Origin of the sequence: Bifidobacterium callitrichidarum (assembly GCF_003129905.1) — a bacterium.
Lineage (GTDB): Bacteria > Actinomycetota > Actinomycetes > Actinomycetales > Bifidobacteriaceae > Bifidobacterium > Bifidobacterium callitrichidarum.
In genome coordinates, this window is record NZ_QFFM01000002.1 from 19942 (window position 1) to 34028 (window position 14087).

The 14087-nt window shown below is 62.2% G+C and carries 10 protein-coding genes; 7 read left to right on the forward strand and 3 right to left on the reverse strand.

What is annotated here, in order from left to right; genetic code table 11:
* Positions 1-222 precede the first annotated feature (222 nt).
* The 3 genes from DF196_RS00820 to DF196_RS00830 all read left to right on the forward strand — a co-directional run bounded on the left by DF196_RS00820 (position 223) and on the right by DF196_RS00830 (position 3973).
* The gene (locus DF196_RS00820; RefSeq protein ID WP_170114953.1) at positions 223-1080 is read left to right on the forward strand and encodes a DUF1287 domain-containing protein; all 858 of its coding nucleotides are present in this window, start codon (positions 223-225) and stop codon (positions 1078-1080) included.
* A gap of 198 nt (positions 1081-1278) precedes the next feature.
* Positions 1279-2637: an amino acid permease gene (locus DF196_RS00825; protein WP_109056178.1), complete on the forward strand. Its 1359-nt coding sequence runs from the start codon at positions 1279-1281 to the stop codon at positions 2635-2637.
* Positions 2638-2746: 109 nt separating this feature from the next.
* Positions 2747-3973, forward strand: coding sequence for an MFS transporter (locus DF196_RS00830; RefSeq protein ID WP_206603760.1), 1227 nt, complete (start codon positions 2747-2749; stop codon positions 3971-3973).
* Between the two features lie 142 nt (positions 3974-4115).
* Here DF196_RS00830 and DF196_RS00835 read toward each other — a convergent pair whose 3' ends face one another.
* From DF196_RS00835 to DF196_RS00845, 3 genes are all read right to left on the reverse strand, one after another.
* Positions 4116-4481, reverse strand: a complete 366-nt coding sequence (locus DF196_RS00835) for a phage holin family protein (RefSeq protein ID WP_109056050.1) — start codon at positions 4479-4481, stop codon at positions 4116-4118.
* Positions 4482-4555: 74 nt separating this feature from the next.
* Positions 4556-5005, reverse strand: a complete 450-nt coding sequence (gene mscL / locus DF196_RS00840; protein WP_109056051.1) for a large conductance mechanosensitive channel protein MscL — start codon at positions 5003-5005, stop codon at positions 4556-4558.
* A gap of 120 nt (positions 5006-5125) precedes the next feature.
* Positions 5126-6070 carry a virulence RhuM family protein/type II toxin-antitoxin system death-on-curing family toxin gene (locus DF196_RS00845; protein ID WP_109056052.1) on the reverse strand — a complete coding sequence of 315 codons (945 nt, stop codon included), beginning with the start codon at positions 6068-6070 and terminating at the stop codon, positions 5126-5128.
* Positions 6071-6381: 311 nt separating this feature from the next.
* On the opposite strand from DF196_RS00845, the gene uvrA reads away from it, so the two are divergent.
* The 4 genes from uvrA to rapZ all read left to right on the forward strand — a co-directional run bounded on the left by uvrA (position 6382) and on the right by rapZ (position 14040).
* The gene (gene uvrA, locus DF196_RS00850) at positions 6382-9315 is read left to right on the forward strand and encodes an excinuclease ABC subunit UvrA (RefSeq protein ID WP_170114956.1); all 2934 of its coding nucleotides are present in this window, start codon (positions 6382-6384) and stop codon (positions 9313-9315) included.
* A gap of 150 nt (positions 9316-9465) precedes the next feature.
* Positions 9466-11862, forward strand: coding sequence for an excinuclease ABC subunit UvrC (gene uvrC, locus DF196_RS00855; protein WP_109056053.1), 2397 nt, complete (start codon positions 9466-9468; stop codon positions 11860-11862).
* Between the two features lie 208 nt (positions 11863-12070).
* Positions 12071-13045: a shikimate dehydrogenase family protein gene (locus DF196_RS00860; RefSeq protein ID WP_109056054.1), complete on the forward strand. Its 975-nt coding sequence runs from the start codon at positions 12071-12073 to the stop codon at positions 13043-13045.
* Positions 13045-14040, forward strand: a complete 996-nt coding sequence (rapZ, locus tag DF196_RS00865) for an RNase adapter RapZ (RefSeq protein ID WP_109056055.1) — start codon at positions 13045-13047, stop codon at positions 14038-14040. The genes DF196_RS00860 and rapZ overlap by 1 nt, the downstream gene beginning before the upstream one ends.
* Positions 14041-14087 lie beyond the last annotated feature (47 nt).

The following is a 14087-nucleotide window of genomic DNA, read 5'->3' on the forward strand; positions in this document are numbered from 1 at the left end:
TACTCCCCTCAGTCAGCTTCGCTGACAGCTCCCCTCAGAGAGGGGAGCCTTTTGTTCTCGACAACGTGATGTTCAATTTAGCTACTATTCATTTAAAACAACACGTTGTTCATGGTATGGATGGTCGAATTCATACAGAAAACCTGTATGCGACGATGCGCGGCGGGTTGAATATCATACAGTGAGGCTGATGGCCGTGACCGGCACGAACGGAGGCGAACCATGGCACAGTATGTAAGCGAATCGGATGGGGATATGCTCCGGCAGGATCATCGACGGACCAACCGGTGGGCCGGAACATGCATCGCCGTCCTGCTGGTCATGGTGCTGGCCGCCGGGGGAGCCCTGGCCATACGCCACATGACCGGTCTGCCATGGCGCTCGATGGGCGGCGCATTCAGCGAAGCCATCACCACATCAATCGCCTCCGTCACCGGAGGAAAACAGGCCAACGATACGTCGGTCATGCCCCGACAGGAGGCGCAACGGCAATACCCCAGACAAGCCAGTCCGGTCGATTTCAACGGCAACGGCACGGACGATTACGCGGACATCCTCGCCGGCGCACTGCAGGACGCCGCAGACAAACCCAAGTACGACAGCGGCTACTATCAGGGCGGCTACCCGCCGGACGACCGCGGTGCCTGCACCGACGTCATCTGGCGCGCCTTCCGCCAGGCCGGCTACGATCTCAAAGCCATGGTCGACGCCGACATCGCGGCCGACCCCGCATCCTACGCCGCCGTGGCGCCGAATCCCGACCCGAACATCGACTTCCGCCGCACCGGCGTGCTCGACGTGTTCCTCGCCAAATACGCGCAAAGCCTGACCACGGACACCAATGACAAAGCCCAATGGCAGGCCGGCGACATCGTGGTGTTCGCGCACACCAAGCACATCGGCGTCATCTCCGACAAACGCGATGCAAGCGGACTGACCTACGTCATCCACAACATGGGCCAGGAGCAGCGCGAAAACGACTATTTCTCCTTCAAAAAGCACATGACGGTCACCGGACACTACCGTTTCGACGCCTCCCGGGTACCGGCAGACGTACTGAAGGCCTGGCGCCAGTCCTGACCCGGTCGCGGCCGTCCGCCCGCCGATTCACCGTCTAGGCCGACGTCCGGCTATCATGGGGAGGTCCATCCGCGGAACCCACCCATGACCAAAGGAGTTTAAGGCATGTCGGACGACGGAAAAGCCACAGCCACCACCGGCGCATCGAATGCAGACGTCGCGACCGGGGCGGCCAACGGCACCGGCCTCGAACGGAAAATGGAATCCCGTCATCTGACCATGATCTCCCTCGGCGGCGTGATCGGCACCGGCCTGTTCGTCTCCTCGGGCTACACGATCCACCAGGCGGGCCCACTCGGCGCGATTCTGGCGTATGCGGTCGGCTCGCTGCTGGTCTATTGCGTGATGGTCTCGCTCGGCGAACTGTCCGTGGCCATGCCGTACGCGGGCAGCTTCCACCTGTATGCGAAACGATTCATCGGCCCCGGCAGCGCGTTCGTCATCGCCATCCTCTACTGGCTCAACTGGGCTGTGGCGTTGGCCAGCGAATTCACGGCCGCCGGCCTGCTTATGCAACGCTGGTTCCCGGATTCGCCCTCATGGGTGTGGTCGGCCGTGTTCATCGCCGTGGTGTTCGCGCTCAACATCCTGTCCGTCCGCCTGTACGGCGAGGCCGAATTCTGGTTCGCGTCCATCAAGGTGTTCGCCATCGTGGCGTTCATCATCATCGGCCTGCTCGCGATTTTCGGCGCGATTCCGATTTCCGGATACGATCATGCGCCACTGTTCGGCAACTTCGTATCGGACGGCTGGTTCCCCAACGGGTTCGCGCCCGTGTTCTCCACGCTGCTGACCGTCGTGTTCGCCTTCTCCGGCACCGAAGTGGTGGGTGTGGCCGCCGGCGAGACGAAGGATCCCGGCCGGGCCATCCCGAAGGCCGTGCATACCACGGTGTTCCGTCTGGCCATGTTCTTCATCGGGTCCATCGCGGTGATGGCGGCGTTGATTCCCTGGCATCAGGCGGGCGTGGAGACCAGCCCGTTCGTGCTCGTGTTCCAGTCGATTGGTATGCCGTTCGCCGGCGACGTGATGAACTTCGTGGTGTTGACGGCCGTGCTTTCCGCCGCGAACTCCGGCCTGTATGTGTGCTCGCGCATGGTCTGGTCGCTCGCCAAGGAGAGGCTCATCCCCGCCCGGTTCGCCAAGACGAACTTCCACGGCGTGCCCGTGTGGGCCGTGCTGTTCTCCATGGCCGGATCGCTGCTCGCGCTGCTCTCCTCGGTGATCGCCGCATCCACCGTATACCTGGTGCTGGTGGCCGTCTCCGGCCTGGCCACGCTCGTGGTGTGGTTCTCCGTGTGCGTGTGCCACATTTGCTTCCGCCGTGAATGGGCGAAGACGGGGCATAGCGTATCCGAGCTTGGATACCGGGCACCCGGTTTCCCGGTGCTGCCGTGGCTGGCCATCGTCATGTGCATCGGCGCGCTCGTGCTTGTGGTGCTCGACGAGACGCAGCGTTCCACGCTCTACTGCATGGTTCCCTTCGTCGCCTGCTGCTATGCCGGCTACTACGCATTGGAACGTCGCCGCAGGCGCAGGGAGACGGAAGAGGACTGAACCGGGCGCGCTTGTCCCGCCCGACATGCCCTGTTTCCCGTCTGTTCACCTTATCCACTACAGTCTTCCGCCGAACCGTAACGAGAAGAGCGGAGGGATAGCCATGTTCATGGCAGAGAAAGAGACTGTGGATAAGGCCAGCGGCATGAAGCACTATGCCGGTCTGGCGGTATTCTCCTCGGCGGTCGGGCACGCGCTCGACGGCCTCGACCTGATGATCCTGGGCTTCGCGATGTCCGGCATCATGGCCAGCTTCAACATCGACAAGACCACGGCGAGCACGCTGACCACCATCACGCTGGCCGGCGCCTTCCTGGGTGGCCTGGTATTCGGACGTCTGGCGGACAAGTACGGACGCATCCGCGTGCTGACCTATTCGGTGATCTTCTTCGGTGTGTTCACGCTGTTCTCGGCGTTCGCCCCGAACTTCTTCCTCATGGCGCTGTTCCGCTTCCTCGCCGGCGTGGGCATCGGAGCCGAATTCGGCATCGGCATGGCCATCGCCGCCGAGGCATCCAGCCCGGCCAACCGTGCCAAGGCGACCTCCGGCGTGGGACTCGGCTTCCAGGTGGGCGTGCTGCTCGCCTCGCTGCTGAGCGCCCCGATCCTCACCGCCTTCGGCTGGCGTGGCCTGTTCGCCATCGGCATCGTCCCGGCCATCGTGGCCATCCTCATCCGAGTGTTCGTGCCCGAACCCCCGCTGTACCTCAAGCACCGCCAGACCGCCAAGGAACACGGCTCGATCCGCCAGCTGTTCTCCACGCCCGAACGTGTGCGCTTCTCCATCGCCATCATCATCCTGTGCACCGTGCAGAACTGCGGCTACTTCGGCATCATGACCTGGCTGCCCAGCTACCTCAACACCGAACTCAACCTGTCCCTGACCTCCACCGGCATCTGGACCGCTGTCACCGTGCTTGGCATGATGCTCGGCATCTCCGTGTTCGGATTCCTCGCCGACCACCTCGGACGTCGTCCGGCATTCTGGATCTTCCAGATCGGCGCGGCCATCATGGTGGTGGTGTACAGCCAGCTCAAGGATCCGAACGCGCTGCTCATCGGCGGCTTCTTCATGGGCATGTTCGCCAACGGCATGATCGGCGGCTACGGCGCACTCATCTCCGAACTGTTCCCGACCGAGCTGCGTGCCACCGCACAGACCGCCCTGTACAACACCGGCCGCTTCATCGGCGGCGGCCTCGGTCCGGTCGTCATCGCGGCGATTGCCACCGGTCACGGCTTCGGCTTCGCCCTGGCCACCATCGCGTCCATCTACATCATCGCGTTCATCACGATGTTCTTCATCCCCGAGAAGAAGGGCGCGGCGCTCGAGTAACGGGCGATCCCCGGCATTATGAGCGCTGCGTAAGCAACCGATATGCCGTCTATATGACTGTGCGCATGCCTCGATGCGAATCGGGACATGCGCACAGTCATATTCGGTTGTATTCGGCGGTCCGGCAGCGGTTCGTGATTCGCTATTCGCCGATGATGCTTTCGACGATGCCGGAGACGATCGACATGATGACCGAGCCGAACACCGACCACCAGAAGCCGTCGATGACCACGCCCACGCCGAACAGGGAGAACGCCAGGTACGAGGCGAGCTCCATGAACAGCCAGTTGATGATCAGCGCGAACAGGCCAAGGCTCAGAATGGAGATCGGCAATGCGAGCAAATGCACGACCGGTTTGATCGAGGCGTTGATCAACGCCATGAACAAGGAGAATGCGGCCACGCCAAGAATCGGCGGCTCGCCCACCGCTTCCATGCCGGGCAATACGGCGACCATGACGGCCGCGGCGATCGTCAATACCAGCCAACGGGAAATGAATTGTCTCATACCTCCCGATTTTCCCAGCCCAAATGTCACCGGAATGTGATTACACGGATTACACGCAATCGGCGAAATGAACATTAATCATGCTGAAGCGGCAACTCAGATCGTTTGGCAAGCTGATCGCGGATTTCGGTGAGCAGGGTCACGGTTTGCTCTTCAGGCGTGATCTCTGGCGCCTGAGCTTTCTCTTCGGACTCCTGCTTGATCTTGGTCTTGATCAGTAGCGCCTCGGACATATCGCGGAACTTATTGATTGGCACCAGAATGAAGCAGTACACAGCCACAGCAATCACCAGGAAATTGAGTAATGCCCCTAGTACCGCGCCCAACGACACCGTAGCGCCGTTAAACGTGAATGATAACAGCCCGCTCATATCCGGTTTGCCGAACACCATGGCGATCAGCGGGTTGATGAGACTGTTCACAATCGCGTTCACCACCGACGTGACCGCGCTGCCCATCACCACGCCGACCGCCATATCGATCATGTTTCCCCGTGAAATAAACTTCTTGAATCCATCGATCATTATTGCTCCTTTGTCATGAATGTGGCGTTGCGATTCCTAGATGGATCGTGGGCTTCCGCAACCGATGAAAAATGCATGACGCAAGATCGTCGGATCGGAAGCCAACCCAGGTTTTGCTGATCAGTGGGCGAGGAAGTTCTCGACCAGCGCGATCATCGTATCTTTCTCCGCGGGTGAGGATAAAGCGATCATCAGCGTCATGGCGGCGAGCGCGTTGCCCTCCACCAGAAGCTTTGCGTCATCCTTCAGAACACCGTTCCGGTCCAGAAAATAGACGAACAAAGCCGCGGCGCATCGCTTGTTGCCGTCCGAAAAGGGATGGTCCTTGACGATTTGGTATAACAGATTCGCGGCTTTGGATTGCACTGAGCGGTACAATTCCTCCCCGGAAAATGTCTGGTATAGACCGTTGACAATACCCTGGAATGAGCCATTGCGTTCGCGTCCGAACAGGTCGGACTGCCTATAGAACGGCATTGACCTGACGAACGATGCGGCATCTTCATAAGTGAGCCGCCAACAGGATTCATCACCTTTCGGGGGAGTAACCTTGCCCATATCGTAGTCGCTGAGCAATGTAAGACTTGGCAGATACTGGTTCAGAATCTCGGCAGCCCCCGCGATTTCCGGTTCGTTGGCCCGCTGCAATACTTTGACTACGGTGTGAAGTGCATCAAGACGCTGCTGATTGATGGTGTAACCTTCAAGCAGATGTTGCTTGAGCACAGAGTTGGCCCAACGGCGGAAATATACGCCTTCTTTGGATCTCACGCGGTACCCGATGGAAAGGATCATGTCGAGGTTGTAATGGACGACTCGTCTTTCCACGGTTCGCTCGCCCTCATGCTGAACTAGTGCAAAATATGCACTAGTTGAAATTCCTTGGAGCTCCTCGGTTTGCGCGACTTTGATATGTTTACGGATGGTTGTCACATCACGGCCGAACAGCAGCGCCATCTGCTGCTGCGTCAGCCATACGGTGTCCTGATTGACTTTCACATTGAGATGGACGGTGTGGTCTGCGCTCTCATAGAGCTCAATCTGCCGATTCGTTTCCGAGGCCATGTTCTGTTCCTTTGCATAATGCGTATACATGCATTGCCATCGTTCGGCATATTCGCATGCGCTCCCGGAAGACACCCGATGACATGTATGAGTATAACACACAAATGGAACATATGTTCGAATTTTGTCGTGGAATCAGGTATCCTATGGAGGTACATGACATAGTGTGCGTTCGGGAGATAACTTCTGTCTCGGGTCCGCACAGGGGAGATGCCGACAAGACGGAAGGCGGGAAGACTGTGGCGACAACGCGGAATGACGCTGCGAGACGAACCAAAGGCAAAAGCGGTGAGGTCATCGTCGAAAAGGTGATGACCAGCGATTCGTTCCTGTCACGGGAGATCAGGAAGGCGCCGCTCGTGGAGCATGACGGCTCACTCGTGGCGGACATCTCCCATATCCCCAACGATCTCAAGATCACCATCCAGGGCGCTCGCGAACACAACCTCAAGAACGTGGACCTGGCGATTCCGCGCAACCGCATGGTGGTGTTCACCGGTTTGTCCGGCTCGGGCAAATCCTCGCTGGCATTCGACACCCTGTTCGCCGAAGGCCAGCGCAGGTACGTCGAATCGCTGTCCGCGTACGCCCGCCAGTTCCTCGGGCAGATGGACAAGCCCGACGTCGATTTCATCGAGGGTCTGAGCCCGGCCGTCTCCATCGACCAGAAGACCACGAACCGCAACCCGCGTTCGACGGTTGGCACCATCACCGAAATCTACGATTACCTGCGACTCCTGTTCGCCCGCACCGGCGTGCCGCACTGCCCCGAATGTGGCGAGCCGGTGGCCTCGCAGACCCCGCAGCAGATTGTGGATACACTGCTTGGCTACCCGGAGCGCACGCGGTTCCAGATCCTCGCCCCCGTGGTCAAGGGACGCAAGGGCGAGTTCGTGGACATGCTCGAACTTCTGCGCTCCGACGGCTACGCCCGTGCGCTCATTGACGGCGAAATGAGGCAGCTGTCCGACGATATCAAACTCACCAAGCAGAAGAAGCACACCATCGAGGTGGTGGTGGACCGTCTTGTGGTCAAGGACGGCATCCGGCAGCGTCTCACCGATTCGGTGGAGACCGCGCTCAAGCTCGCCAACGGTAGCATCGTCATCGACTTCGTGGACGAGGAGGAAGGCAGCCCGGCCCGCCGCCAGCCGTTCTCCGAACACCGCAGCTGTCCCAACGGGCATACGCTCGAACTGGACGAGATCGAGCCGCGCACCTTCTCCTTCAACGCGCCCTACGGCGCATGCCCGGCCTGCACCGGCCTGGGCTTCAAGCTGGAGATTGATCCTGACCTCATCATCTCCGACCCGGACAAGTCCATCGCGGAGGGCGTCATCGAGCCGTGGAGCGGCACCAAGATGACCTCCCAGTACTACGGCCACATCCTCGAAGGACTGGCCCGTGAGATGGGCTTCTCCATGAAGACCCCGTGGAAGGATCTGCCCGAGGATGTCAGGCACGACATCCTCTACGGTCACGACTTCAAGGTGGACGTCTCCTACCGCAACCGCTGGGGTCGTCTACGCGAATACTCCACCGGATTCGAAGGCGTGGTGCGCACGCTCATGCGCCGCCATGGCGAGACCGATTCGCAGTCCATGCGCGAATACTACGAGTCCTACATGCGCGAGGTGCCCTGCCAGGTCTGCCATGGCCGCAGGCTCAAGCCCGAAGTCCTGGCGGTCACCGTGGACGGCAAGTCCATCTTCGACGTGTGCGACATGCCCGTGGTCCGTGAACTGGAATGGGTCAACGGCCTGAAACTCGAAGGCGCCGCGCAGATGATCGCCGGCGAGGTCCTCAAGGAGATCAAGGCCCGCCTCGGCTTCCTCAACGACGTCGGCCTCGACTACCTGACGCTGTCGCGCGCCGCCGCCACGCTGTCCGGCGGCGAAGCACAGCGCATCCGACTCGCCACGCAGATCGGTTCCGGTCTGGTCGGTGTCATGTACGTGCTGGACGAGCCGTCCATCGGCCTGCACCAGCGCGACAACGAACGCCTCATCGAGACCCTGCATCATCTGCGTGACCTCGGCAACACGCTCATCGTGGTCGAGCACGACGAGGATACGATACGTCAGGCCGACTGGGTGGTGGACATCGGCCCCGGCGCCGGCGAACATGGCGGCGAGGTCATCTACTCCGGTCCCGCCAAGCATCTCATCGAGGCGAAACGCTCCATCACCGGCGACTACATCGCCCACCGGCGTGAGATCGCCATGCCCGCCCATCGGCGCAAGGTCCATAAGACCAAGGTGCTCAAGGTGGTCGGCGCGCGCGAGAACAACCTCAAGAACATCGACGTGAGCTTCCCGCTCGGCGTCTTCACCGTGGTCACCGGCGTTTCCGGATCCGGCAAATCCTCGTTGGTGAACACCATCCTCTACCCGGTGCTCGCGGACAAGCTCAACGGCGCACGCATCGTGCCCGGCAAGCACACGCGCGTGGAGGGCGTGGACCAGGTGCGTAAGGTGATCCATGTGGATCAGAACCCCATCGGCCGTACGCCGCGATCCAACCCCGCCACCTACACCGGCGTCTGGGACAAGATCCGCACGCTATTCGCTAAAACCCCCGAAGCACAGGTACGCGGCTATGGTCCGGGCCGCTTCAGCTTCAACGTCAAGGGCGGCCGCTGCGAGGCATGCCACGGCGACGGCACGCTGAAGATCGAGATGAACTTCCTGCCGGACGTGTACGTGGACTGCGAGGTGTGCCACGGCAAGCGGTACAACCGCGAGACGCTAGAGGTCACCTACAACGGCAAGACCGTGGCCGACATCCTCGATATGCCCATCGAGGAGGCCGCGGACTTCTTCAAGGCGTACACCGGCATCTCCCGCTATCTCAAGACCCTGGTGGATGTGGGACTTGGCTACATCCGGCTCGGCCAGCCAGCGCCGACGCTGTCGGGCGGCGAATCGCAGCGCGTCAAACTCGCCACCGAACTGCAGCGCCGGTCGGACGGCAAGACTGTGTACATCCTCGACGAGCCGACCACCGGCCTGCACTTCGAGGACGTGAACAAGCTGCTCAAGGTGCTGCAATCCTTGGTGGACAAGGGCAACACTGTGATCGTCATCGAGCACAACCTTGATGTGATCAAGGAGGCGGATTGGATCATCGACCTGGGACCGGAAGGCGGAGACGGCGGCGGTACCATCGTCACCCAGGGCACCCCGGAACAGGTCGCCGAATGCGAGGACTCCTGGACCGGAAAATTCCTGAAGCCGATGCTCTAGACGCTTCCCTTATTGAGCCCGGTGTCCGCGTGGGGTCGGCATATACGATGTCCGACACGCTCCGGGCCGCTCAGGCCGAGTCTTTACGGTCTGACATCGTATATGCCGACCCCACGCTCGTTCTGTGCATACGTTGCGGATGGTTGATAGATGACGAACGATATTGAACGGCATAGTCCGGATGAGTGGCGCAAGACCGCCGCGGCCCTGATGGATGAGGGCGGGGCTGGTGATGCCGCCGCCGGGGGAGCGGGAGCGCGGGTTAACGTGAACGGGGCGCCGTTGCTGGGCGACTCGCGCGATTTGTTCCGGCCGAAGACCTCCGACATTCCCGCCAAGCCGGGCGTCTACAAGTGGCGTGACGGCGAAGGGCGCGTCATCTACGTGGGCAAGGCCAAGAACCTACGCAACAGGCTCACCAATTACTTCCAGCCGCTGTACCTGTTGCACCCGCGCACGCAGACCATGGTGCTCACGGCACGCAGTCTGGAATGGACCGTCGTGGCCACCGAACTGGAATCCCTGACGTTGGAATACACGTGGATCAAGGAGTTCGACCCACGGTTCAACGTGCAGTTCCGCGACGACAAAACCTATCCGTACCTGGCGGTGAGCACGGGGGAGCGCGTTCCCCGCGTCTGGGTCACCCGTTCGCGCAAACGCCGCGACACCAGGTACTTCGGCCCCTACGCCAAGGTATGGGAGCTCCGTCACAGTCTCGACCGGCTGCTGCGTACCTTCCCAGTGCGCACCTGCACCACCAACGTGTTCCACAAGGCCCAGCTCACCGGCCGCCCGTGTCTGCTGGCGTCGATCGGCAAATGCTCCGCGCCATGCATCGGCCGTATCGAGGCGAGCGACCACCGCAGGCTTGCCGCACAGCTTGTGGGCGTGATGACCGGCCGGCTCGGCCGTCCGTACATCGCCCAACTGACCCGGGAGATGAAGGAGGCCAGCGCCGAACTCGAGTTCGAGAAAGCCGCGCGTCTGCGCGACCAGATCCAGATGCTCGAAACCGTGGTCCAGCAGAACGCCGTCGTCTTCGACCAGGACGTGGACGCGGACGTGTTCGGATTCGCCAGCGACGAGCTCGAAGCCTCCGTCCACGCCTTCTACGTGCGTGCCGGATCGATTCGCGGCGAACGCAATTGGAGCGTCGAGCGCGTCGAGGACATCGCGGACGGCGACCTCATGGCCGACCTCATCGTCCAGGTGTATTCGGACGCGGCCGGCACCGACGGCGTTGCAGAAGGCGAGGGCGCCGCCACCATTTCCACCAGACGCGAGGCCATCGGCTCCACGCAGAGCGTCACGGCGACCGATGCGTTGGCCCGCGCCAAAGCGACCCGCGAACGCAACACCCGACAGGAAGTGACGGGCCGCGCCGACCTGCTCGCCCCCATCGCACCCGTGCCACGCGAGATCATCGTGCCCATCGAACCGGCGCGCAGCCAGGAACTCGAGAACTGGCTGACCGGGCTGCGCGGGGGATCGATGACCATCCGCGTGGCCTCCCGGGGCGACAAGAAACAGCTCATGGACCGTGCGAACGAGAACGCGAACCAGGCGTTGGCCCGCGCCAAGATGAGCCGCATCTCGGACATGGGAGCCCGCACCCAGGCCATGAACGACGTGGCCGAGGCATTGGGCCTGTCCGAAGCCCCGCTGCGTATCGAATGCTACGACATCTCGAACACCGTGGGCGGGGCATTCCAGGTCGCCTCGATGGTGGTGTTCGAGGACGCCATCGCCAAGAAATCCGAATACCGCCGTTTCGCCATTCGCGGCAACGACGGCAAAGGCGCGGTGGACGATCTGTCGGCGCTCTACGAGACCCTGACCCGCCGGTTCCGTCACGGCAATATCGCCGGCGATTCGGGCGAGAGCATGGACGCCGAGGAACGGGCCGCGCGGGCCGCCGTGGGACGCGGGCACGAGGCGCAGGCCGGGGCCGACGGGCTCGATGGAACCACTGCGGATCGGGACACGGTGCAGACGCCGCCACGGGATGCGGCCGTGCCGTCGCAGACAGGGACCGCGAACCCGCCGGCGTCCACGGTCGACACGGGCATGCTCGTCCAGCAGAACACCGATCGACGCCACTTCGCCTACAAGCCGAATCTCGTGGTGGTCGACGGCGGACAGCCGCAGGTCATGGCCGCCGCCAAGGCGCTGCGCGACTGCGGCGTGGACGACGTGGCGGTCTGCGGTCTGGCCAAGCGACTCGAAGAGGTCTGGGTGCCGGACGACGACTATCCGATCATCCTCAAACGCCAATCCGAAGGCATGTACCTGCTGCAGCGCGTGCGTGACGAATCCCACCGGTTCGCCATCACCTACCATCGCCAGCAACGGCGCAAAGGCGCCCTGCGCAGCGCGCTGGACGACATCCCCGGCATCGGTGAAAGCTACCAGAAGCGGCTGCTCGCGCACTTCGGCTCCGTCAAGGCCATGCGCGAGGCCAGCGTGGAGGATTTCGAAGCGGTCAAGGGCATCGGCCACGCCAAGGCCGAAACGCTGTACAACGCATTGCACAAGGAATCCTGACGGTCGCATCACCGTTTTCTCACAGGTCTCCTGACAGACGGATGCCGCTGGCGGTATCTGGGAGATCCGGGAAAACGGGCGGCTCGGGAACGACTGGTCGTCGACCGCATACAGCATCCATCCAGACGATATTCGGCGATCGTCCATGAATGTAACGGCATCCATCCCGCAAGTCGGCTAGCATGGGGAGAGTCAACAAGGAGGGGATATGGTCAACCATCGCTGCGCGGTACTCGGCAAGCCCATCGCGCATTCGCTTTCGCCGGTACTCCACAACGCCGCCTACGAGTCGCTCGGACTGCACGATTGGTTCTACGACAAGCACGAGGTAGGGCAGGAAGACCTGGACGCCTTCCTCAAGGGTCTCGATCCCACTTGGGCCGGTCTGAGCCTGACCATGCCGCTGAAGAAGACCATCCAGCCGTACGGCACGCCCTCCAATCTGTGGGCCGAGGAACTCAAAGTAGCCAACACCGCCGTGTTCGACTGGAGCGATCCGGACCGCGACGACCCCGCGTGGCCCAACGGCAAGCCGTCCATCAAGCTGTACAACACCGACGTCATCGGCATCCAGCTCGCCTTCGACCACGCCAACCGCGAGCTCGGCATCCACCACACCGACCGCCGCGCCGGGGAAGCACTCGTCATCGGCAACGGCAACACCGCCACCTCGGCCACGGCCGCCCTGAGCATGATGCCCGAAATCGGCCGCATCACCGTGGCCGCCCGCCATCCCGGCAAGAACCCCGCACTGAAGACGGTGGCGGAGAAATTCATCAAATCCGACCGCCCTTACCGTGAGATCGATCTGGCGGACGAGGACGCGGTGCTCAAGGCCGCCGGCGAGGCCACCTATGTGATCAACACCATCCCCGGCCATGCGGCCGACGGTCTCGCCCGCCTGTTCGCAGACGCCGAGGGCACGACCTTCGACGGTCTGCTGCTGGACGTGGTCTACGATCCGCGACCCACCTCGCTCATGCAGGCATGGCGTTCCCGTTCCGGCCACGCCATCGGCGGCGAGGAAATGCTGCTGTACCAAGCCTTGGTGCAGGTGCTGCTCATGACCGGCATCTGGGACGACGACCCGCCCAGCGACGCCGACCAGCGGCTGCAGAACACCACCACCGAGGACGACCATCTGGAAATCGACATGCGCAGGGCACTTGAGGAGGCACTGTGATGGACCAACAGACCCCCAACCGCAACATCGCGCCGACCGGCGATGACGGTCGCTGGAACCAGCAGAGCAACACGACGGCACAAACGCGGACGGACGGCGACGCCACACCCAACCCGCTCGACTCCTTCGAGGTGCTGCTCATCACCGGCATGTCCGGCGCGGGCCGCTCCCACGCCGCCGACTGCGTGGAAGACATGGGCTGGTACGTGGTGGACAATCTGCCGCCCAAACTGCTTGTGCCCCTCGTGGACATGATGACCACCTCCGGCAAGGGCGGCGGCGTGCACAAGCTCGCGGCCGTCATCGACGTGCGTTCCCGCAGCTACTTCGACGACCTCGCCGCCGTGCTGGGCCATCTCGACGACCTCGGCGTCAAGACCCGCATCCTCTTCCTCGACGCCAGCAACGAGGTGCTCATCAAGCGCTACGAATCCGTACGACGCCCGCATCCGCTGCAGCACGGCAACCGCCTCATCGACGGCATCAAGGAGGAACGCCAGCTGCTCGTGGGGCTCAAGGAGCGCGCCGACTGGGTGATCGACACCAGCAAGCTCTCCATCCACCAGCTCTCCACCCGCCTGTACGAGGCGATGCTCGGCTCGGGCCCCACCACAGTGGCCGTGCACATCTTCAGCTTCGGCTTCAAATACGGCATGCCCATCGACGCCGATTTCGTGGCGGACGTGCGCTTCCTGCCCAACCCGTTCTGGGTGCCCAGCCTGCGTGAACTCACCGGTCGAGACAAGCCAGTGGCCGACTACGTACTCTCCAGCAAGGGAGCCAAGGAATTCCTGGACTCCTATGAGAAAGCCATCGAAATCGCCTTGGAAGGGTACGCCCAGGAGGACAAGCACTACGTGACCATCGCCATCGGCTGCACCGGCGGCCAGCACCGTTCGGTGGCCATGAGCGAGGAACTGGCCCGACGGCTACGCGCGCACGGTCTCAATGTGACCGTTTCCGCGCGCGAACAGCACAAGACCCGCTCCTCCTGACGGTCGAGCGAAGGTCATCAGGATGACCACACTGCGAGAAGAAGAGG